18 protein-coding genes are annotated in these 22,679 nt (G+C 60.6%); 7 read left to right on the top strand and 11 right to left on the bottom strand.

The features are described from left to right. Positions 1-2: 2 nt before the first annotated feature. From nirB to flhE, 6 genes are all read left to right on the top strand, one after another. Complete coding sequence (gene nirB / locus ACVLVH_RS05840) at positions 3-4,070, top strand: nitrite reductase large subunit NirB (RefSeq protein ID WP_498948957.1); 4,068 nt, start codon at positions 3-5, stop codon at positions 4,068-4,070. Then, positions 4,067-6,670, top strand: coding sequence for a nitrate reductase (locus ACVLVH_RS05835; RefSeq protein WP_210080797.1), 2,604 nt, complete (start codon positions 4,067-4,069; stop codon positions 6,668-6,670). The genes nirB and ACVLVH_RS05835 overlap by 4 nt, the downstream gene beginning before the upstream one ends. Positions 6,671-6,681: 11 nt before the next feature. After that, positions 6,682-7,545, top strand: a complete 864-nt coding sequence (gene cobA, locus ACVLVH_RS05830; protein WP_498948956.1) for a uroporphyrinogen-III C-methyltransferase — start codon at positions 6,682-6,684, stop codon at positions 7,543-7,545. A gap of 87 nt (positions 7,546-7,632) precedes the next feature. Continuing rightward, positions 7,633-8,784 carry a flagellar biosynthesis protein FlhB gene (gene flhB / locus ACVLVH_RS05825; RefSeq protein WP_101764132.1) on the top strand — a complete coding sequence of 384 codons (1,152 nt, stop codon included), beginning with the start codon at positions 7,633-7,635 and terminating at the stop codon, positions 8,782-8,784. Continuing rightward, complete coding sequence (flhA, locus tag ACVLVH_RS05820) at positions 8,777-10,864, top strand: flagellar biosynthesis protein FlhA (RefSeq protein WP_101764133.1); 2,088 nt, start codon at positions 8,777-8,779, stop codon at positions 10,862-10,864. The genes flhB and flhA overlap by 8 nt, the downstream gene beginning before the upstream one ends. Then, a complete protein-coding gene (gene flhE, locus ACVLVH_RS05815; protein WP_271459652.1) occupies positions 10,864-11,271 on the top strand; it encodes a flagellar protein FlhE in 408 nt (135 codons plus the stop codon). The genes flhA and flhE overlap by 1 nt, the downstream gene beginning before the upstream one ends. Before the next feature lie 45 nt (positions 11,272-11,316). Here the strand turns inward: flhE and ACVLVH_RS05810 are convergent, their stop codons facing one another. The 8 genes from ACVLVH_RS05810 to galB form a co-directional block, all read right to left on the bottom strand. After that, positions 11,317-12,630, bottom strand: coding sequence for a c-type cytochrome (locus ACVLVH_RS05810; protein WP_217546379.1), 1,314 nt, complete (start codon positions 12,628-12,630; stop codon positions 11,317-11,319). Between the two features lie 10 nt (positions 12,631-12,640). Then, complete coding sequence (locus ACVLVH_RS05805) at positions 12,641-14,242, bottom strand: GMC family oxidoreductase (RefSeq protein WP_498948953.1); 1,602 nt, start codon at positions 14,240-14,242, stop codon at positions 12,641-12,643. Beyond that, on the bottom strand, positions 14,235-14,762 hold the full coding sequence (locus tag ACVLVH_RS05800) for a sugar dehydrogenase complex small subunit (protein ID WP_312464434.1): 528 nt from the start codon (positions 14,760-14,762) through the stop codon (positions 14,235-14,237). The genes ACVLVH_RS05805 and ACVLVH_RS05800 overlap by 8 nt, the downstream gene beginning before the upstream one ends. 15 nt (positions 14,763-14,777) lie before the next feature. Continuing rightward, entirely contained in the window at positions 14,778-15,233 is a 456-nt protein-coding gene (locus ACVLVH_RS05795) for a GlcG/HbpS family heme-binding protein (RefSeq protein ID WP_312464435.1), read from the bottom strand. 116 nt (positions 15,234-15,349) lie between these two features. Beyond that, positions 15,350-16,234 carry an NAD(P)-dependent oxidoreductase gene (locus ACVLVH_RS05790; protein ID WP_312464436.1) on the bottom strand — a complete coding sequence of 295 codons (885 nt, stop codon included), beginning with the start codon at positions 16,232-16,234 and terminating at the stop codon, positions 15,350-15,352. A 3-nt stretch (positions 16,235-16,237) separates the two neighbouring features. After that, positions 16,238-17,326 (bottom strand): 4-oxalomesaconate tautomerase, encoded by a 1,089-nt coding sequence (locus tag ACVLVH_RS05785; protein WP_312464437.1) that lies wholly within the window; start codon positions 17,324-17,326, stop codon positions 16,238-16,240. Positions 17,327-17,329: 3 nt separating this feature from the next. Then, positions 17,330-18,043, bottom strand: a complete 714-nt coding sequence (locus tag ACVLVH_RS05780) for a 4-carboxy-4-hydroxy-2-oxoadipate aldolase/oxaloacetate decarboxylase (RefSeq protein ID WP_217546389.1) — start codon at positions 18,041-18,043, stop codon at positions 17,330-17,332. Then, positions 18,040-18,780 (bottom strand): 4-oxalmesaconate hydratase, encoded by a 741-nt coding sequence (gene galB / locus ACVLVH_RS05775; RefSeq protein ID WP_312464438.1) that lies wholly within the window; start codon positions 18,778-18,780, stop codon positions 18,040-18,042. The genes ACVLVH_RS05780 and galB overlap by 4 nt, the downstream gene beginning before the upstream one ends. A gap of 130 nt (positions 18,781-18,910) precedes the next feature. On the opposite strand from galB, the gene ACVLVH_RS05770 reads away from it, so the two are divergent. Further along, complete coding sequence (locus ACVLVH_RS05770; protein WP_137385954.1) at positions 18,911-20,137, top strand: LysR family transcriptional regulator; 1,227 nt, start codon at positions 18,911-18,913, stop codon at positions 20,135-20,137. On the opposite strand, the gene aroQ is transcribed toward ACVLVH_RS05770, so the two are convergent. Genes aroQ through ACVLVH_RS05755 form a run of 3 tightly spaced genes read right to left on the bottom strand, consistent with a single transcriptional unit; the run spans position 20,138 to position 22,664 of the window. Continuing rightward, a complete protein-coding gene (aroQ, locus tag ACVLVH_RS05765; RefSeq protein ID WP_101764144.1) occupies positions 20,138-20,569 on the bottom strand; it encodes a type II 3-dehydroquinate dehydratase in 432 nt (143 codons plus the stop codon). Next, positions 20,566-21,405, bottom strand: a complete 840-nt coding sequence (locus ACVLVH_RS05760; protein WP_498948949.1) for an amidohydrolase family protein — start codon at positions 21,403-21,405, stop codon at positions 20,566-20,568. The genes aroQ and ACVLVH_RS05760 overlap by 4 nt, the downstream gene beginning before the upstream one ends. After that, a complete protein-coding gene (locus ACVLVH_RS05755) occupies positions 21,405-22,664 on the bottom strand; it encodes a gallate dioxygenase (RefSeq protein ID WP_137385951.1) in 1,260 nt (419 codons plus the stop codon). Before ACVLVH_RS05755 ends, ACVLVH_RS05760 begins: the two co-directional genes overlap by 1 nt. Positions 22,665-22,679: the final 15 nt, after the last annotated feature.

Genomic DNA, 22,679 nt, shown 5'->3' with positions numbered 1-22,679 from the left:
CCATGGTGCAGCGACTGGTAGTGATCGGAAACGGCATGGCGGCGATGCGCATGGTGGAAACCTTGCTGCAACGTGCGCCGGGTCGCTACGCCATCACGGTGATTGGCCGTGAGCCGCACGGCAATTACAACCGGGTGCTGCTGTCGCCGGTGCTGGCGGGCGAAAAAGCCTTCGCTGACACGGTGATCCACGAACCCGCATGGTATGCGGCACATCAGGTGCAGTTGCTGATGGGGGAAGAGGCGCTGCAGGTGGATATCCCTACGCGCACAGTACTAACCGACCAGCGCACCCTGCACTGGGACAAGCTGGTGTTCGCCTGCGGTTCGAGGCCGCGCATGCCGGATCTGCCCGGCATCCATCGCCCACAGGTGCAGGGTTTCCGCACGGTGCGAGACGTGGAGGCCATGCTCGCGCAGCAAGGTCCGGTGGTGGTGCTGGGCGGCGGATTGATTGGCGTGGAAGCCGCAGCGGCGCTGCGTCAGCGTGGACGTGACGTCACGCTGCTGCATCATCGTCCGTGGCTGCTTGATCGCCAGCTGGATGCCAAAGCGGGTGCGCTGTTGCAGCAGCATCTGGCACAGCGCGGTATTCGCTGTCGGCTCGGCGTCACTTTGCAGGCCATTGACGCCGAAAGCGTCACGCTCGGCGATGGGGCGGTTATCGCAGCGGAACAGGTGGTGATCGCCATCGGCGTGCTGCCGGAGATCGCGCTGGCGCAGGCGGCGGGCGTGCCTTGCCAGCGCGGCATTCTGGTTAACCGTCAACTGCAAACCGCGCTTCCGCATGTGTATGCGCTGGGTGAGTGCTGCGAAATCAGCGGCGAAACCTTTGGCTTGATTGCGCCTTGTCTGACGCAGGCCGCCGTGCTGGCAGCACAACTGGCGGGTGAACCCGTGGCCGACTTTCACTATCAGGAAAACGGTACGCGGCTGAAAGTCAGCGGCATTGAGATGTTCAGTGCGGGCGATATCAGCGAAGGCGACGCCATCAGCAGCTTTGACCCGCTGCACCAGCACTATCGCCGACTGTTTTTGCGCAATGGCGCACTGCGCGGCGTGCTGCTGTTTGGCGACAGCCAGGCGGCAGGCACGCTGCTACCACAACTTCAACAGGCCGCGCAGGTGGGCATTAACGCACTGTTCGGTCTTGACGACAACACAACGCAGCCAAGCGCTGCAGGAAGCCAGATGATGAGCAAACCTCTTCTCGCCGTGGTTGGACATGGCATGGTCAGCCACCATTTTCTCGAACAGCTGGTGAGTCGTGAACTGCATCAGCACTATCACATCGTGGTATACGGCGATGAGCCGCAGATGGCCTACGATCGCGTGCATCTTACCGAATACTTCAACGGTAAAAGCGCGGACGATTTGTCACTGGTCTGCGATAACTTCTTTCAGCAACACGGCATCGAACTGCGCAGCGGTTGTGAAGTGGTGGCAATTGACAGTGCAAAACGCAGCCTGCGTGATGCCAGCGGCGCGGAATTGACCTGGGATAAACTGGTGCTGGCGACCGGCTCGGTGCCGTTTGTACCGCCGGTTCCCGGCCACGATCACGCGCGTTGTTTTGTATACCGCACACTGGCCGATCTGGATGCGATTGCTGACTGTGCCCGTAATGCGACGCGCGGGGTGGTGATTGGAGGCGGGCTGCTCGGACTGGAAGCCGCCAACGCATTGAAACAGCTCGGTCTGGAAACCCATGTGGTGGAGTTCGCGCCGCGTCTGATGGCGGTGCAATTGGATGACGGCGGCGCGCAGATGCTGCGCGGCAAAATCAGCGCGCTGGGCGTTCAAGTTCATACCAGCAAGCAAACTGAAGCGATTGAGAGTCTGCCGGATGGCAGCCTGCAGCTGCGTTTTGCCGATGGCAGCCTGCTGGCAACGGACCTGCTGGTATTTTCAGCGGGTATTCGTCCGCGTGATGCACTGGCGCGCGCCGCCGGTCTGCAACTGGGTGAACGCGGCGGCATTCTGATCAACGACGCTTGCGCCACCAGCGCCGCAGATGTCTATGCGATTGGTGAATGCGCGCTGTGGCAAGGGCAAATTTTCGGTTTGGTTGCGCCGGGATATCAAATGGCGCGCGTACTGGCGGCGCAGCTGGCGCAGGAAGAACTGGCGTTCAGCGGTGCCGACATGAGCACGAAACTGAAACTGCTCGGCGTGGAAGTGGCGTCATTTGGCGATGCGCACGGGCGCACCGCTGACAGCCAAAGTTATCAGTGGATCGATAATCCAAAGGGCATCTACAAAAAACTGGTGGTGTGCAAAGATCGCAAAACGCTGCTTGGCGGCGTGCTGGTGGGCGACAGCGCAGATTACGCCAGCCTGCTGCAGATGATGCTGAATCAGTTACCGTTACCAGAAGAGCCGGAAAGCCTGATTTTGCCCCAGTTAGCGGGTGCGCCGGCTAAAGCGCTGGGTGTCGCGGCGTTGCCAGACAGCGCGCAAATCTGCTCGTGCCATAACGTCAGCAAGGCGGACATTTGCGGGGCAGTGCAGGGCGGCTGCGGTGACATGGCGGCGATCAAAAGCTGCACCAAAGCGGCAACCGGCTGCGGTGGGTGTAGCGCATTAGTCAAACAGGTGATGGAGTTCCAGCTCGCCAGTCAGGGCGTGGAAGTGAAGAAGGATATCTGTGAACACTTTGCCTACTCGCGTCAAGAGCTGTATCACCTGATCCGCGTCGGCAACATCACCACCTTTGAGCAGCTATTGCAGCTCAACGGACGCGGACAGGGCTGTGAAGTGTGCAAGCCGCTGGTGGGATCATTGCTGGCATCATGCTGGAATGACTACTTACTGAAGCCCGAACATCTGCCGCTGCAGGATACCAACGATCGCTACTTCGCCAACATCCAGAAAGATGGCACCTATTCGGTGGTACCGCGTGTGCCAGCCGGTGAAATTACGCCGCAAGGGCTAATTGCGATTGGTGAAGTAGCCGCTCGTTACGATCTCTACACCAAAATCACCGGCGGTCAGCGCATCGATCTGTTCGGTGCGCGGCTCGATCAGTTACCGGATATCTGGGAACACTTAATCGCGGCGGGTTTTGAAACCGGTCACGCTTATGGCAAATCGCTGCGCACGGTAAAATCCTGCGTGGGGTCAACCTGGTGCCGTTACGGCGTGCAGGATTCTACCGCCTTCGCCATCGCATTAGAGAATCGCTACAAAGGGCTGCGCGCCCCGCACAAAATTAAAATGGCGGTTTCCGGCTGCACGCGTGAATGCGCTGAAGCGCAGAGCAAGGACATTGGCGTAATCGCCACGGAAAAAGGCTGGAACCTGTATGTCTGCGGCAACGGCGGGATGAAACCGCGTCATGCCGATTTGTTCGCCAGCGATCTCGATGATGAAACGCTGCTGCGCTACGTTGACCGCATCTTGATGTTCTATGTGCGCACCGCCGATCGTCTGCAGCGCACCAGCGTGTGGATGGATAACATGGAAGGCGGACTCGACTACCTGCGTCAGGTGGTGATCGAAGATTCACTCGGTATAGCCGTGCAACTGGAGCAGGAGATGCAGCGCGTGGTGGAGCGCTATCAGTGCGAATGGCACAGCACGCTGCAGGATCCTTCGCGTCGCGCCTTGTTTACCGCCACCGTCAACAGCGAGCAGCCTGACGAGACGCTCAACTATGTGCAGGTGCGCGGTCAGCGTCAGCCCGCGACGGCGGACAGCATTCCCGTTACCACGTTGCCGGCAGAACCCTGGAGTGCCATTTGCCTTGTCGACGCTATCCCGCCGTCTGCGGGCATGGGTGCGCGGTTAGGCGGTCAGCGTGTGGCCTTGTTCCGCTTGGGCGAGGCGATTTATGCGCTGGAAGATATTGAGCCCGGCACGCAAGCCAGCGTGCTGTCGCGTGGCATTCTCGGCGACGTAGCGGGCGAGCCGGTGGTGATATCACCGCTCTACAAGCAGCGCGTGCGGCTGCGCGACGGACAAAGTCTCGATAACGCCGAGCATCAGCTGCGCTGCTGGCCGGTGCGCGTGGAGGGCGGCAAAGTGTGGCTCGGGCATCAGCCGATTATTGCGCTGGCGGCGGCCTCATGAAAACCACCTGTCCGTACTGCGGCGTGGGCTGTGGCGTGGAGGTGAAAGCCCTCGATGCGCCGGTGAGCGGCGACCGCCAGCATCCGGCTAATTTCGGTCGGCTGTGCGTCAAAGGTTCAGCGCTGGGCGAGACCCTGATGCATGACGGTCGTTTGCTCTGGCCGCAGATTGATGGTCAGCGCGTCAGTATCGATGCCGCACTGGACCATGTGGCGGCGGGTTTCCGGCGCATCATCGATCAACATGGCCCGCAGGCGGTGGCCTTTTACGGCTCCGGTCAACTGCTAACGGAGGATTATTACACCGCCAATAAGCTGATGAAGGGCTTTATTGGCTCTGCCAACATCGATACCAATTCACGGCTGTGTATGGCTTCGGCGGTGGTGGGTTACAAACGCGCTTTCGGTGCCGATGCGGTGCCGTGCTGCTATGACGATCTTGAACAAGCCGATGTTGTGGTGTTAGTCGGCTCCAACGCGGCATGGGCGCATCCAGTGGCGTGGCAGCGGCTGGTGCAGGCCAAAGCCGAACGCCCTGAGATGCAGCTGGTGGTGATCGATCCGCGTCGTACTGCCAGCTGTGACCTTGCTGATGTTCATCTGGCGCTGCAACCGGGATCTGATAGCGCGCTGTTTGCCGGGCTGCTGAACTGGCTGGCGCACCATGAGGGTATCGATGCCAGTATGTTGCCGCATCTGGCCAATGTGGAAGCGACCTTAGCCGCCTGTGAGGCGTGGGATGTGGCGACGGTCGCCGCTGCCTGCCAGCTGAGTGAGCATGACATTGTGGCATTTTGGCAGCTGTTCGCAGCGCAGCCGCGCGTGCTGACGCTGTGGTGCATGGGCATCAATCAGTCACAAACCGGCAGCGATAACAACAACGCCATCCTCAATGCGCATCTGCTCAGCGGCAAAATCGGCCGTGCGGGCTGCGGACCGTTTTCGCTGACCGGACAGCCCAACGCCATGGGCGGCCGTGAAGTGGGCGGCTTAGCCAATCAGCTGGCGGCGCACATGGGCTTTAGCGCAGCAGAGGTTGATCGTGTTGCGCGCTTTTGGGGGAGCGATCGTGTTGCGCAGCAGCCGGGACTGACGGCAGTTTATCTGTTCAATGCCATCGAACGCGGCGACGTCAAGGCAGTGTGGATCATGGGTACCAATCCTGCCGTTTCGATGCCGGAAGGTAACCGCGTGGCACACGCGCTGGCGAAATGCGAGCTGGTGGTGGTGTCGGAAGTCAGCGCCCACAGCGACACGGCACAATTTGCTGATGTGCTACTGCCGGCGCAGGCATGGGGCGAGAAAAACGGCACCGTGACCAATTCGGAGCGGCGTATCTCACGCCAGCGCAGTTTTATTGCGCCAGCCGGTGAGGCCAAAGCGGATTGGTGGCTGCTGGCGCAGGTGGCGCAGCGACTCGGTTTTGGCGCGGCCTTTGCCTGGCAGCATCCAGGCGAGATTTTCGCCGAGCATGCCGCGCTGTCTGGTTTTGAGAATCGCGGCACGCGCGCCTTTGATATCAGCGCGCTGGCAACCATCACGCGTGAGCAATATGACCAGTTAGCCCCGGTGCAGTGGCCGATCACTGCCGCGTCACCCAACGGCACCGCGCGGCTGTTTGCCGATCGCCGCTTTTACCATGCCGATGGAAAAGCGCGTCTGCTGCCGCCCGCGATACCGGTTAAAACCCTCATGACCACTGATTATCCGCTGCTGATGAATACCGGCCGCATCCGAGATCAGTGGCACACCATGACGCGCACCGGCAACGTGCCGCGACTGATGCAGCATTACGATGAACCCTTTGTCGCGCTAAATCCGCTGGATGCGGCGGCGTACGGCTTGAGCCACGGCGATGTGACGCGCGTGCAGTCGGCGCTGGGCTGGTGCAGTGGACGCGTCACCCTCGACAGCGGCCTGCAGCGTGGGCAAATCTTTGTGCCGATGCACTGGACAAGACAGTTCAGCGGGCAGGCCAACGTCGATGGATTAGTCGCGGCCAGCTGTTGTCCCGATTCCGCTCAGCCAGCGTTAAAACAAACGGCGGTGCGCTTGCAACTACTGCGTCCAGCGTGGCAAGGCTGGCTGTGGCTGCCGGACATCATCACGCCGCCTGCACTACTCTACTGGTCGCGAGCCCCACAGCCCGGCGTGCAGCGCTATGTGCTGGCGGGCAGCGCTCATGCTGGCGAATGGCTGATGCAACTGCCGGGCATGTCCGCATTGCAATGGCAGCAGGCGCAGGCGGGACAGCAATTGCACTGGCTTGGCTGGCGCGAGGGCAAGTTGGCATGCGCCTTTTATGCCGCGCCCTGGCTACCAGACATCGATCACCCATTTATCGCGCGGGCCTTCAGCCAGCCGCCCGATTTGCCGCAGCAGCGACATGCGCTGTTGGGCGGGCGACCGGCGCAGGGCGGCAGCCACGGACGTACCCTTTGCAGCTGCTTTGGCGTCGGTGAAGTGGCGATTCGCCGGGCCATCGCTGAGGGCTGTGATTCCCCGGCAGCGCTCGGCGCGGTGTTGAAATGCGGCACCAACTGTGGCTCCTGTATCCCGGAGCTCAAACAACTGCTCTCATCTCTGCGCGTGGCGCAGTAACGGAAAACATCATGACGCAAGCCAGTGAATCCCTCGACAAGCTGTTTAATCCGCGTGACGGCGAACACGCGCAAGGTGGCGTCTGGCTGGTTGGGGCTGGGCCGGGAGACGTAGAACTGCTCACCTTAAAAGCATGGAGGCTGATCAACAGCGCCGACGTTGTGGTGTATGACCGGTTGGTGAGCGAGGCGATCATGGCGGAAGTGCCGCCGGAGACGCTGGCGATTGATGTCGGCAAGAAGCCCGGCAGCCACGGGTTAAAGCAGGCGCAAACTAATCAGCTGCTGGTGGATTTAGCCCGCAGCGGGCGGCAAGTGGTGCGGCTCAAAGGCGGCGATCCCTTTATTTTCGGGCGCGGCGGTGAAGAGATGCTCTATCTGCAACAGGCGGGAATAGCCTGCCAGATCGTGCCGGGTATTACCGCCGCCGCCGGATGCGCGGCAGCCAGCGGCATTCCGCTAACGCACCGTGATTGCGCACAGTCGCTGCGGTTAATTACCGGTCACGGCAAAAGCGGTGAACCGCAGCTGGATGATGCCAGCCTCGCCGCCAATAACCAGACGCTGGTGTTTTATATGGGGCTGAAGTGGAGCGCCAGCATCAGCGCACAGCTGCAGGCGCAGGGCCGCAACGCGCAGACGCCGGTGGCAATCATTGAGAATGGCACGCGTGCCGATCAGCGGGTGATGATCACTACGCTGGCTGAGCTGGCACACACTGTTGAGGTGCAACAAGCCCAATCGCCGGCGTTATTGTTGGTGGGTGACGTGGTGCACTTTTATCGCCAACCGGTCAGGATTAATGCACATTCGAGCAATGTAGCGGCGCCATTTATGGCGACCAATCAGCCCGAAATTTCACTTATGGCTAAATAAGCTCACATTTCCCCCCTTTAATCCGCGCTTTAGCCTGTCAGGGTTTTGGCATTCTATGCTCAGAATTCCTGCCAGCTGAGGTAAGTCGTGGCTGAAGAGAGTAACGAGGACAAAACAGAATCGCCCACGCCCCACCGACTTGAAAAAGCGCGTGAGGAGGGGCAGATTCCGCGTTCGCGCGAGCTGACTTCAGTGATGATGCTGTTGATTGGATTGCTGATCCTGTGGGTCGGCGGCAACAGCATGGCGGAGCGTCTGGCCAGCATGGTCGCCACCGGATTTCGTTTTGATCACGGCATGGTGAACGATGACAAAGTGATCATTGGTCATATTGGCAGCCTGATTAAGCAGGCGGTGATCGCGCTGCTGCCGCTGATGGGCGGCTTAGTGGTGGTGGCGATTGCCGGGCCGATGGCGCTGGGCGGCCTTAACTTCAGCGGCAAATCCATTAAGTTCGATCTCAAAAAGCTCAACCCGCTCACCGGTATCGGCCGCATGTTCTCCGGCCAAACCGCTGCGGAGCTGGTGAAATCGATCATGAAAGCGGTGCTGGTTGGGCTGGTGGCTGGCTGGTACATCTGGAGCCATTGGGAAGAGATGCTGCGTTTGATGAGCGAATCGCCGATCAACGCACTGCATCACGGTTTGTCGATGATTGCCGCCTGCTGCGGGCTGATCATGCTGGGCCTGTTCCCGATGGTGGGTTTTGATGTGTTCTGGCAGCTCTACAGCTACTTCAAAAAGCTGAAGATGACGCGCCAGGAGATCCGCGACGAACATAAACAAAACGAAGGCGACCCGCACGTTAAAGGGCGTATTCGCCAGGCGATGCGCGCGGCGGCACGCCGTCGCATGATGGCCGATGTACCGAAAGCCGACGTTATCGTCACTAACCCGACGCACTACTCGGTGGCGCTGAAGTATCAGGAAGGCAAGATGAGCGCGCCCAAAGTGGTGGCCAAAGGCGCGGGCGATATCGCCCTGAAGATTCGTGAGCTTGCCAAAGAGCACCGCATCCCTATTCTCGAAGCACCGCCGCTGGCACGTGCGTTGTATCGACACACCGAAATTGGTCAGTTCATCCCCGGCGCGCTGTATGGCGCGGTGGCAGAAGTGCTGGCCTGGGTTTGGCAGCTGCGACGCTGGAAGCGCGAAGGCGGCCTGATTCCAAACAAACCAAAAAACCTGCCGGTTCCGGCAGACATGGACTTTGCAGGAGAGAACACTAACGATGGCTAATTTAGCCGAGAAGCTGCGCTTACCGGGCAACTTTAAAGACACGCAATGGCAGGTGCTGGCAGGCCCGGTACTGATCATGTTGATCCTGTCGATGATGGTGCTGCCGTTACCCGCCTTCATTCTTGACCTGCTGTTCACCTTTAACATTGCACTGTCGATCATGGTGCTGCTGGTGGCGATGTTCACCCAGCGCACGCTGGAGTTCGCCGCATTTCCGACCATTCTGCTGTTCTCGACGCTGCTGCGTCTGGCGCTGAACGTTGCTTCAACCCGTATCATTCTGCTGGAGGGCCATACCGGCGCCGATGCCGCCGGACGCGTGGTGGAAGCCTTCGGTCACTTCCTCGTTGGCGGTAACTTCGCCATCGGTATCGTGGTGTTCATCATCCTCGTTATCATCAACTTCATGGTTATCACCAAGGGTGCGGGACGTATCGCCGAAGTCGGCGCGCGTTTTGTACTGGATGGGATGCCCGGTAAGCAGATGGCGATTGATGCTGACCTCAACGCTGGCTTGATTGGCGAACAGGAAGCCAAGCAACGCCGTACCGAAGTGACGCAGGAAGCCGATTTCTACGGCTCGATGGACGGTGCGAGTAAGTTCGTCCGTGGTGATGCCATCGCCGGCATCCTGATCATGGTGATCAACATCATCGGCGGCCTGTTGGTCGGCGTGGTGCAGCACGGCATGGATCTCGGTCACGCCGGTGAAACCTACACGCTGTTGACCATCGGTGACGGCCTGGTCGCACAGATTCCAGCGCTGGTGATCTCCACCGCTGCGGGTGTCATCGTAACGCGCGTGGGCACCGATCAGGACGTCGGCGAGCAGATGGTAACGCAGCTATTCAAGAACCCGCGCGTGCTGATGCTGAGCGGCGGTGTGATTGGTTTGCTCGGCCTGGTGCCGGGCATGCCGAACCTGGTGTTCCTGCTGTTTACCGCCGCGCTATTAGGACTTGCCTGGTGGTTACGCGGTCGCGAAATGCAACCGAAGAAACCGGCGGAAGCCTCCAGTCTGGTGAAAACCCAGGAGACGCCGGCCACGGTGGAAGCGTCGTGGACCGATGTGCAGCTGGAAGATTCGCTCGGTATGGAAGTGGGTTATCGCCTGATTCCGATGGTCGATCACCTGCAAAACGGCGAACTTTTAGGGCGTATCCGCAGTATTCGTAAGAAGGTGGCACAAGAGGTGGGCTTTCTGCCGCCGGTGGTGCATATCCGTGACAACATGGAGCTGCCACCCGCGCGTTACCGCATCCTGATGAAAGGCGTAGAAATTGGCAGCGGCGACGCTTATCCGGGCCGCTGGATGGCGATCAACCCTGGCACGGCTGCTGGTTCGCTGCCGGGCGAGCCAACCGTCGATCCGGCCTTTGGTCTGGCGGCGATCTGGATCGACAGCGCCCTGAAAGAGCAGGCGCAGATTCAGGGCTTTACCGTGGTGGAAGCCAGCACCGTGGTGGCGACGCACCTCAATCACCTGATTGGCCAATACGCCAGCGAGCTGTTTGGCCGTCAGGAAGCGCAGCAGCTGTTGGATCGCGTCACGCAAGAGATGCCGAAGCTGACCGAAGATCTGGTGCCGGGTGTCATCACGCTGACTACGCTGCACAAAGTGCTGCAAAACCTGCTGACCGAGCGCGTCTCGATTCGCGATATGCGCACCATTATTGAAACGCTGGCGGAACATGCGCCGGTGCAGAACGATCCGCAAGAGCTCACCAGCGTTGTGCGTGTGGCGCTGGGACGGGCGATTACCCAACAGTGGTTCCCGGGCAACGGCGAAGTGCAGGTGATCGGCCTCGATGCCACGCTGGAACGCCTGCTGCTGCAGGCGCTGCAAGGTGGCGGTGGACTCGAGCCAGGTCTGGCAGATCGCTTACTGGTGCAGGCGCAAGGCGCACTGCAGCAGCAAGAGATGGCAGGCGCGCCGCCGGTGCTGCTGGTCAATCATCCGCTGCGTGCGTTGCTGGCACGCTTCCTGCGGCGCAATCTGCCGCAGCTGATTGTGCTGTCGAATATGGAGCTGACCGACAACCGTCAAATCCGCATGACCGCCACCATTGGAGGCAAGTAATGCGTCGCTGGTGCTGGGCAGTAATGATGATGCCGTTGATGGCGCTGCCGCTGGCTGTTGATGCGTCCAGCGGTGCCTGGACAGCCAACGCCAGCGGCCCAAGCCTTGGCGTGCGCGGTAACTGGCTGATGACGCCTGCGCTGCGTGCGCCTTCCAGCGCGCCGGGCAATATTTCGCTGGTGTACTGGCGTTATCAGCTGAGCCGTCCTGCGCCCTCGGGTTTGGTGGTGCGCTTGTGTGCGGGCGATCGTTGTGTCGAGATTGAAGGCGCCAGCGGCAGTACGCGCGGCTTAGCCAACGTGGCGGCGGAAGAGACGCTGCATCTGGCATTTGGCTTTCAGGGGAAGGGCGCATTGCCGCCCGGCTTACGCGTGGTGAGCAGTGAAGTGACGGTGAATTATCAGTAACGCGTGCTACCTCGGCGACGCGCCCTGCGCCGCCGAGTGAAGTAATTAAGGCTTATCTCCCTGACCGTAAATCGGGGGTGAAGCCAGTTTTGCATCCTCTCTTAACCCTTTTACCTGCTTCGCATCCACTTTGGCCGCCGCCGGATTACCAAACTGCTGGGTAACAAAGTTACTGACATCCGCCACCTGCTGGTCACTCAGCTCAGGCGCAAAAGGCGGCATAAAGACTTCGCCCTCGCGCATATGGCGATGTACACCGTTGAGGACCACCGATACCACGTTCAGCGCATCTGCCGCGCCGGTGCTGGTGTGATGGAACAGTGACGGATAGGCATGGAAACCGCTGCCCGATCCCGCACCTTCCGCGCCGTGACAGCTGGCACAGTTACCGGCAAACACCACCGCGCCGGGCTGAGCATTGCGGGTCGCATCATCGGCGCCGCGCAGTGCAATCAGCGCGGTGGAAGGTTGTCCCCAGCTGTCGCGCGCGCGGGTTTGCTGCGCGTCCGGCTGCGGCTTAACGCTGCGCAGATAGGTGGCGATGTCCTGCAGATCACTCTCGGGCAGATATTGCAGGCTGTGCTCAATCGCTTCGGCCATCGGCCCGGAGGCGCTGGCTTTGTTGGCGACAAAGCCGGTTTTCAGGTAGGTCACCAGCTGCTGCTGGCTCCAGTCACCGATGCCTGCCTGCTTATCGGGTGTGATGTTGTACGCCATCCAGCCGCCGAGATCGCCGCCGGCCAATGCTTTATCGTTGTCCATGCCCATGGTCAGATTACGCGGCGTATGGCAGGTGCCGCAGTGCGCCAGCGCTTCAACCAGATAGCGGCCGTTATTCCACTGCGCGCTCTGCTGCGTATCGTTCTGCAATTCGCCTTTATCGAAGTTAAACCACTTCCAGAAGCGCATGCCCCAGCGTTGGTTGAATGGGAACGGCAGGTCGGTTTGCGGTGAAGCCTGATGCACCGGCGGCATCGACATGAGATAGGCTTTGATTGCCAGCACATCGTCGCGCTTCATTTTGGTAAAGGAGTCATACGGCATCGCCGGATAGAGCTGCTCGCCATTTTTGCCAATGCCGTCGCGCACCGCAGCAACGAACTGATCGTCACTCCAGCTGCCGATACCGTACTGCTTATCGGAGGAGATATTGCTGCCCCAGATCTGGCCGAAAGGTGTACTGACCGCAAAGCCGCCGCCAAACAGCGGGCCGTTGGTGGCGGTATGACAGGCGGTACAGTCACCGGCGCGCGCCAGATATTCGCCGCGCTTAATTTGAGCGGCATTGTCTGCCGCCTGCGCCACGGCGCACTGCATCAGAACCACCGCGATAGCGGCCTGAATCAATACAGGTTTCATCGGGTGCTCCTTACAAGCTTGCCAGAACGCTATCGGCCATACGCAGCGCCAGCGCGGTTCCGGTCAGCGTTGAGTTGACCGTCGAGGCCGACGGCATAATACCGGTACCGGCGATAAACAGGTTCAGGTGATCGTGGGTGCGACAGTGACCATCCACCACCGAATCCTGCGGATTGCTGCCCATGATCATGGTACCGGTGATATGTTGGTTGTTGTCGTAGACGCCGCGTTTGCTGTAGACCGCCTCGGTGCCGCCCATCTCTTTCACCATGCGCTGGAAGTCGATCATCGACTGGTCATAGCCGCGATGCACATATTCCGGGAAGCGGTAGTAAACCTCGAGGCGGGGAATGCCCCAGGCATCCTTCTCGGTTTTGCTCAGCGTGACGCGGTTCTGCGGCTCCGGCAGCATCTCCAGCAGACACTTGAGCTGAACAAAACGCTCGGCCTGGAAGGCCAGCTTGTCGTTAAGCGCCTTGCCGTAATAGCCCTGACGCACCAGACGTTCGGTGAGATAACGCACCGGCGAGGTGTTGGCGAGGTCGATACGCAGCGCCGAGCGCTCACCACGGAAATCGCCGTCGCGCATATTGTTGATGCTGCCAGGACGCATCGGCCCACGGCCAAACCACACCGGCTCATCGGCGTAGAACTCTACCGACGATCCTGGATGATCCATCAGATTGCGGCCCACCATGCCGGAACTGTTGGCGATGCCGTTCGGGTAGCGATCGCTGGTGGAGAGCAGCAGGATTTTCGGGCTTTCGATGCCGTTGGCGGTCAGGACAAACTGTTTGCCAGTGACGCGATGGCGCGCTTTGTTCTGATCGAGATAGTGCACCGCCTGAATGGTGCCTTTGTCGTCAGCCTCAATGCGGAACACCACCGCATTAGTGACGATTTTGACACCGGCATCCAGCGCCTTACGCGCGGCGATGCCGCCGTGGTACTGCGCATCGATCGGGCAAACCGGCATGCAGTTGTTGTTGCCGCAGCAGGCCGGGCGACCGTCATAGGCGATGCTGTTACGCGCCTGCGGACCAATGCCCACCTCATAACCCAGCGGACCGAGTCGCTGCTTCAAACGATCGAAGCCATACGGCAGCGGAATGCCCGGCAACGGATAAGGGCGCGAACGCGGCGAAGCCAGATCGCTGTCACCGGACACGCCCATCTGGTATTCGGCGTCGCAGTAATAGGGTTCCAGCTCGTCATAGCTGATCGGCCAGTCGCGGCCAATGCCGTACAGCGACTGAATGCGCATATCGTTCGGCAACAGGCGGAACGCCTGTCCAGCCCAGTGCCATGTGGTGCCGCCGGTGCCGCGCAGATATTGGGCGCGATAGGGATCCGGGCCTTTCTGGATCAGGTAATTGTTATCGCTGGGAATGAATTTTGGCTGCGGTGCCCACGGCTGCGGCGGATACGGTTCGGTGAAGTCACCCTTAAACGGCGAGTTGCGGAAATACTCCACCGCCTGATCGCGCTTAATCTCCGGGCCGGACTCCAGCATCAATACCGAAGCGCCGGCTTTGGCCATCTTCAGCGCCGCCAGTGAACCGGCAATGCCGGCGCCAATCACCACCACGTCGGCGCTTAATGAATCAGACATGTGCTCTCCTTGCAGGCGGCTGCGTCCAGAAGTTAGGTTGCCCCGGCGCGTAGCTCGGTGGTAACAGGGAATCACGCACCAGCTGATAGCTGACGATATTCTCAAAAGCGATACATTGCGGGCGCGGCAGCGGGCCGACAACGCCGAGATACCAGCCGGAAACCAGCGCCTGATAAAGATCGTCGAGGGCTTTGGGTTGGGTACTCAGCAGCGTCAGCAGGCTGCTGCCGTTGGCGGCAGGTTGCTGCTGCAGTAGCGCGCTGAGCGTATCAAGCAGGCTGTCCAGCTGCGGGAAATGCGCGTGCAGCCAGCTGTAGAGGCGCTGCGCCAGCAGGGCATCCGGCTGGTCCAGTCCGGTTAATCGGACGGAAATCGCCGTAAAACTGGCGGACGGTGCCACTGCGGCGGCCAGCGGTGGCGAGGCGAAAGCCAGGCTGCCGGAGAGCGCCTGCGTCAGGACGCCAGCCACCAACAGGCCCGCCGTGCCGGTCAGCAACCGGCGGCGTGAAAGAGTCATCATGGAAATCCCCGAAAGTTATTTCAGCGCCTGAGCGGCAGCCTCTGAAGCCTGATTATCCAGATCCTGTTTGGGGGTGCTGACGCCAACCGCGCCGACCACTTCATTCCGCAGCGTGAGCGGGAAACCGCCGCCGAGCGCCACCGCGTGCGGGATGGCGAGAACCGTGGTTTCGCCGCTCTGCAGACGCTGCATAAATTTCAGGGAAGGGGCGTGATACAGCGCCGAGGTACGCGCTTTACCAATGGCGGCATCGACGCAGCCCGGCGATGCGCCGTCAAGGCGCTGGAAGGCCAGCAGCGTACCGCTGGCATCAACCACCGCTACACAGCCGGTGCTGTGCTGCGCGCTGATGCTGTTTTTGACACTGGTCATCACCTGGTTGGTGTGGCTGGCGTCCAGCGCGGCGGCGCTGGCCTGGCCAATACCCGCTGCCAGCAGCAGGGAAAGGGCGACAGATGCTCTAATCTTCATGTTTTGCTTCCGATAGTTATTGTTTTAAAACCTGCTTCTCGTCTCGCTTACGCTACGCTGTAGCAAAAATGTAAACAATTGCCGATAAACAAAACGCATACCTCTATGCGTATAACTCATTGAGGTGGATAGATCTTATCCAGCGTCTGTTGCCAGACGAACGGCGTGAGTTGTTGATAGCGCAGGGAGCGGGCGTTTAACGCATCAATCAGCCCTTGCTGCGTGGCAACAATCGCTGCGCTCATGGCGGCCGGTACCTTGACGTCCTGCAGCGTTTTCACCACTTCCTGCATCTCTTCGGCGCGTCGCTGGCCGTGCTCCGCCACGCGGCTAATCAGGTAGTGCGGCAGCTGATCGTTCCAGCCCAGCGACGGGAAACTGGCGTGCAGCGAGTCGAGCACCGCTTGCTCTACGCCATACTGGCGCGCCGCGCTCAGGCATTCGGTGGTCAGCGCCTCGAGGCCTTTGATCATCACGCTGCGGCACATCTTAATCGCTGAAGCTTCACCCACTTCGCCACCCAGCAGGCGGCTGTGGAGGCCCAGCTGTTGCAGCAGCGGCTGCACCTGTGCAGCCTGAGCGCCACCAATCAGCAGCGGCGTGGCCAGCCGCTTTGGCGGCACCGGCGCCATCACCGCCACGTCGATATAGCTGGCACCCGCAGCGTGAATCACTTCAGCCGCGGCGCGTTTGGTGTGCGGTGCCACCGAGTTGAGATCGAGAAAGTGCTGCCCGGCCTGTAACCGCGCTGCCGCCTGCTGCGCCACGTTGAGAGCCTGCGACGCGGTAACGGTGGAGAACACCAGCGCGGCGTCCTGTAATGCATCCGCCAGCGAAGCGGCCAGCCGCACGCCGCTCTGCTGCGCTTTTTGCTGCAGCGCGGGCAGGGTTTCTGCCGCGAGGGCTTTGCGATCCCACACCGTCACCGCATTGCCCTGTGCCTGTAAATCATGGGCGAGAATGCCGCCCGCTTCGCCAAAACCGATAAAGGTGATGTTCATCAATTACTCCTTGCTGAAGGACCAGACCGCCGCCGGAATCATGACTTCACCGGCGAAAATGGCACGCGCGGTGCGCAACAGACCGCAGCCCGCCAGCGGGTTATCGCCTTCGCGCTGCAGCAGCACGCTAAATTCACCGCTGGGATGTTCCACGCTCAGGCTCTGTTGAGGTTGCTGGCTGGTGCGTGCCAGTCCGTCCGCGACGCTGCCGGGGATCAGGCAGGCGCTGGCGACACTCACCGCACCAAGCACGCCAATTGAGGCGTGGCAGCGGTGCGGAATAAAGGTGCGTGAGCTGATGGCGCCGCCGTGACGCGCTTCGGCCAGCAGCGTGACTTTGGGCACCGTACGCTGGCTGACATCTCCTAAATTCATCCGCGGCCCGGCCTGCAGGCGGATCGACTCCAGCCGCTGCTTGAGCTCGCTGTCGTTATCTAACGCGTCGCGGCTTTCATAGCCGCTGCGATTGACATCCGCTGCACGCACCAGCACCACCGGCATGCCGTTGTCGATGCAGGTGACGTCGATGCCATCAAAACGATCGCGCGGCTGACCGGTTGGCAACAGCGCGCCACAGCTCGATCCGGCAATATCTTTGAAGGTGAGGGCGATTTCGCCTGCGCTGCCCGGTACGCCATCAATGCGTAAGTCGCCGTCATAGTCGACTTCACCGTCGGGCGTGGCGAACGCCGCCTCGGCAATCTGCCCGGTGTTCTGCATGAAAATGCGCACACGGGTGCGTTCGCTGCCTGCCTTGACCAGCCCGCGTTCCACGGCGAAAGGCCCGACGGCGGCGAGGATATTGCCGCAGTTTTGCCCGTAATCGACGCGGGCTTGATCGACGTTGACCTGGGCAAACAGGTAATCGACATCGGCATCGTCACGGTGTGAAGCGCTGACGATCGCCACTTTGCTGGTGAGCGGATCGGCCCCGCCGAGGCCGTCAATTTGACGGATATCGGGCGAACCCATCACCGCCAGCAGTACCCGATCGCGGGCCGCCGGTTCGGCTGGCAGATCCTGTGCCAGAAAGCAGGCGGCTTTGGAGGTGCCGCCGCGCATCAGTAAGCAGGGAATGCGACGCTGGCGCATGGTTTACTCCTCCAGTTGATCGAGCGTGTCGAGATAGCGCAGTCCTTTTTCCGCCAGGCGCGGGCGCATCTGATAGATATCCAGGCCCAGCTCACCGGCCGCTAAACGCAGGCGTTTGCTCTCTTCCAGCTCTTCACGCTGACGCGCTTTGGCTGCTACGCTGGCAGCTTCATCGCGTGCCACCACCACCACGCCGTCATCATCAGCCACGATAACGTCACCCGGCCAGATCAGCTGCCCGGCACATACCAGCGGCACATTCACCGAGCCGAGCGTCTCTTTCACCGTGCCCTGCGCATATACCGCACGCGACCAGACGGCAAAGCCCATCTCACGCAACGTGCGGCTATCGCGCACACCGACATCCGCCACCAGTCCGCGCACGCCGCGCGCCTGCAGCGAGGTCGCCAGCAGATCGCCGAAGAAGCCGTCGCTGCACGGCGAGGTTGGCGCAACCACCAGCACATCGCCCGGCTGACAGAGCTCCACCGCGACGTGAAACATCCAGTTATCGCCCGGCGCCACCAGTACGGTGACCGCGCTGCCCGCGATGGCACAATCCTGCTGAATCGGGCGAAGGGCGGGATCGAGCAAGCCTTTGCGCCCCTGCGCTTCATGCACGGTGGCGACGCCAAAGCGCGCCAGCGCGTCGATATCGGTGGCTGCCGCACGCGGGATGTGGCGCACCGCGACGCCTTTTTTCGCGATGATGCTCATGCCAGATCCTCCGTGACGCGCGGGAAGATGCTCTGATAACCTTCGCCATAAATGATCTCGCGGCGGGTGGTAATGCCGACGTTACGCTTAGCCTGCACGCCGCGCTGCTGCGCCACGCGCGTGTAGTATTCCCACAGATGTTCCTGCCCGGCCATGCACTGAATCGCCTGATATTTTTTGTCCCACACTGAGGTGATATCCAGCAGCACATCCGGCTTCCAGTTGCACTGTTCAGGCTGGTGCGGTTCGAAGCAGTACACCGGCGGCGCACCGACGATTTTTTCGCCCGGACGGTAGCCTTCGGCCTGGGCGATAATGCGCGCCTCCTGCGCCAGATGCGTGGCCAGCGGGTGATCGTAGTTGTAGGGATCCTGCAAGGAATGGGTCAGAACAAAGTGCGGCTGCACCCGGCGATAAACGTCCGCGAGGCGGAACAGGGTTTCTTTATCGGCACGCAGCGGATAATCACCGAGATCAAAAAATTCGATGCTGGCACCGAGGATCTCGGCGGCGGCCTGCGCCTCGCTGCGGCGGGCGGCTTTGACTTTCGCCTCGCTCATTTCCCCCTTGCGCCACAGCTTGGCCGATTCGCCGCGCTCACCAAATGAGAGGCAGACAACGTGAACGTCATAGCCCTGCGCATGGTGCAGCGCGATGGCACCGCCGGCGCGCCAGACGAAATCTGCTGAGTGAGCGCTGACCACCAGCGCGGTTTTTTTTGGGGTGTTGTTAGTCATGGCATACTCCTCCGCTGTTTTTTTCCATGCTGTCACTGCCCACCTGGCGGCGATAATTCATTTCATTGCAGCGGGTATGCGTTTTATTTATATTGCGACATCGAACGGTGGTGAAAACAGGCAGGGAAAGATGGCGGAAAAGGGCACGCAGGAGCTGACAAATCTGATGCAAATCAGGGCATTTAGTCAGGTGGTAGCACAAGGCAGTGTCTCACGGGCAGCGGATGAATTATTTCGCACCCAGTCGGCCATTACCCGCGCTATTCGCGACCTGGAACTCACGTTAGGCGTCACGCTATTTGAACGTCACGCCGGCGGCATGATGCTGACTGACTTCGGTAAATGTGTGCTGCCGCGTGCGCTGCGGGCGATTGAGGAACTGCATCAGGTGCCGCAGCGGCTGGCTAAATTGCAGGGACGCGGTGCGCAGCGTAGCGATGCGGAACCGCTGTGGCTGTTTAACGTGCGTCGGCTGCAAATTTTTATCACCCTGTGTCAGACGCGGCATATGCAGACGGTGGCGGCACGTCTCGGACTGAGCCAGCCGGCGGTGAGCGCCGCGCTGCGCGTGCTGGAAAACGGCGCGGGCATCGCGCTGCTGGAGCGCACGCCGCACGGCATGATGCCTTCGCTGGCCGGACGTGAAATCGAAGCCAACGTGCGGCGTGCGCTCAATGAACTGCGCCACATTCCGGCCGACATCGCTGCCCGCAGCGGGATACTCGAGGGAACGGTGCGCGTAGGCGCATTGCCGCTGGGACGCACGCGTATCCTGCCGCAGGCGATCGTGATGCTGACGGCGCGCTATCCGGGCGTACGCGTGGTCACCAGTGAAAGCGCCTTTGGCGTGCTGGCCTCGGAAATGCGCTCGGGCGATATCGATTTTATTTTTGGCGCGCTGCGCCGCGATGAAGATGCGCTGGACGTCACGCGCGAGACGCTGTTCTCCGAACGCATGGTGCTGCTGGCGCGTCACGATCATCCGCTGGTAGGACGTGAGCTCTCTACCGATGATCTGCGCGCGGCGCGTTGGGTGCTGCCGCGTTCGGCCACGCCAGCGCGTTATCTACTGAATAACAGTTTTCAGGCGATGGGCATTCCGGCACCCGATCCGGTGGTGGAGACCGGCGATCTGGCGTTGGTGCGCGGCTTGCTGATGCAGTCGGATATGCTGGCGGCGGTCTCCGCGCACCAGCTGGAAGTGGAACTGGCGTCCGGCGCGCTGGTGGCGTTGCCGGTGCCTTTGCCGGATACCGATCGCGCTATTGGGCTGACGGTGCGTGCGGGCTGTCTGCACTCACCGGCAGCGGATGCGTTGATCCGCTGCCTGCGTGAAGTGTGCGGACAGGACCAATAATCAACCTGCGCGCGCCGCTTCCATCAACGCATAGCGGTAACCGCGAATGCCGTAGCCGCAGATCACGCCTTGTGCGACGTCGGAAAGATAGGAGTGATGACGGAACGGCTCACGCTTGTGCACGTTGGTGATGTGCACTTCCCACAGCGGCAACCCCACGCCGGTGACCGCATCGCGGATCGCCACCGAGGTGTGCGTCCACGCTGCCGGGTTGATCACCAGCGCCTGCGCTTCGAGACGCGCCTGCTGAATCCACTCAATCATTTCCCCTTCGTGGTTGGTCTGGCGAAACTCAATCGTCACGCCCAGCTCTTCCGCCGTTGCGCGGCACAGCGCTTCGACGCTTTGCAGTGTGTCGGAACCGTAAGTTTCTGGCTCGCGGGTGCCCAGTAGATTGAGGTTCGGGCCGTTCAGTACATAGATGGTTCTCATCGTGACTCCTGTAATTCAGTAAAACCAAAGAGCCGCTGTGGCGTGTGCCAAAGCACCTGACGGCGGCTCTTTTCATCGGGGATCAGCTGTTCGATCAGCAGCAGTTGCGTGCCCATATCCATGCGTTCACTGGCGCGCAGGAAAGGCCAGTCCGATCCCCACATGCAGTTTTCCGCGCCGAAAGCGTCCAGCAATGCCAGCAAATAGGGATGTCCATCGCTGAAGGGATAGGGCTGCCGGGAGAATTTCGCCAGCCCGGAGAGCTTGACGCTGGTGCGCTGCTGGCCGGCCAGCGACAGCAGCGCCTGAAAGGCTGGTTGTGCTACGCCCGCGCTGACGTCAGGCCGACCGGAGTGATCGATCAGCAAACGCGTGCGGGTGCGTGACAGCAGCGGCATCAGCGCCAGTAGCTGATCGTTTTGCACCTGAATCTGGGCAAAGAGATCCAACTCCGCCAGCCTGCCCATCAGGGCATCAAGCTGGAGAAACGGCTCGGTGCCCAGCATCGCCACGTTAAGCGCAATGCCGACGATGCCTTGATCTTTCAGGCTGGCGAGCGTGTCGCTCTCCACGTCACGCGGCGTGACGGCAATCCCTTTAAAACGTCCTGCACCGCGCTTGATGGTATCCAGCAGGCAGCGGTTATCGGTGTTATAGCCCGACGTCGGGCCGACAATCAGCGAGTGGCGGATGTTGTACGCCTGCATCACAGCACGATAGTAATCCGGCGTCGCCAGCTCGTGTCCGTCCGGGTTATAGGCGCTTTCGGGCGCCCAGGGAAAGTGTACTGGATCAAAAACGTGGTGATGGCAGTCGATGACCGGTTGCGTAAACATCAGTCTGCTTTCCCCGCCACCGAATAGAGCACCTGCTGATTGCGCGTCTGCTGGAACTGTTCCAGCGTTTCACCCCGCATCGCTGAGTAGATATGCAGGTTAGAGACACCCACCACCGCACCCAGTTTTTCCAGCAGGAAGAAGCTGACGCCGTAATGGATCATGCCGCGCCAGTCGAGCTGGGTAATCAGCGTTTGCTCTTCAGCGCTCAGTCCGGCTTCCTGATACAGCGCCTGCGGAGCTTCGCGGAATCGCTTACGCCATTCTGGCTGAATCATGCGGTGCAGGAAGCGGTTGATGCGCAGCGCTTTCAGGCTGCGCGCCTGGGTGAACGGATAGGTGCCGGGCAGTTTTTCCACGCCGCTGAGCTGCAGGTTGATCTTATCGCGCTGACGCTGGTGCACATCGACCGGCGCTTCGCGTGACTGATTTTCAAGGATCAGCGTGGCGATCCCGGTCATCGAAGGCAGATAGTAATCCTGATGCAGTTTCTCGACGTTGGCCGACAGCGCACCGCGCATAATCAGCCACATAATCACTTCCGCACCTTCCAGGCCGCCGAGCGTGGCGTATTCAGCCAGCGTTATTTCGGTCAGGCGCTCAGGATCGTTGATCAACAGATCGATAAACTGCGCATCCCATTCGGGATTGTTGAAGCCGCAGCGCTCGCCGTGTACCTGATGTGAAACGCCGCCGGTCGCGACCACCGCGACTTTAAGATCCTCCGGGAAACTTTCTACCGCGCGCTTCAGCGCCTGGCCGAGCTTATAGCAGCGACGCGCCGTCGGGATCGGGAACTGCAACACGCCGACCGCCAGCGGAACCACCTGCATCGGCCAGCCGCCTTGCCAGGGTGCCAGCGCCGACAGCGGCGAAAACAGGCCGTGATCCAGCGCTTTGTCCTGGAAGAATGACATATCGAACTCATCCGCCATCAGGCTGGCACCAATGTGCTGTGACAGCGCTGCATGGCCTTTTACCGGCGGCAGATCGCGCGGGCCGCCGCCTTCATCCGCAACGGCATATTCGTCATCAATGCCCAGCACAAACGCCGAGTAGTGATCAAAAAAGAAGGAGGTGACGTGATCGTTAAACACATACAGCAGCACATCCGGTTTTTTCTCCTCCAGCCAGCGCTGCATCGGGGCAAAGCCATCGAAAATCGGGGCCCATGCGCCTTCCTGCTGCTTGTTGTGATCGACCGCAAAGCCAATGGTGGGAGTATGCGAAACCGCTAAACCGCCTATGATTTTAGCCATAATTTTTTGACCTCT

The organism is Kluyvera sp. 1366 (genome assembly GCF_054823405.1).
This window is presented reverse-complemented; position numbering and strand designations above follow the sequence as displayed.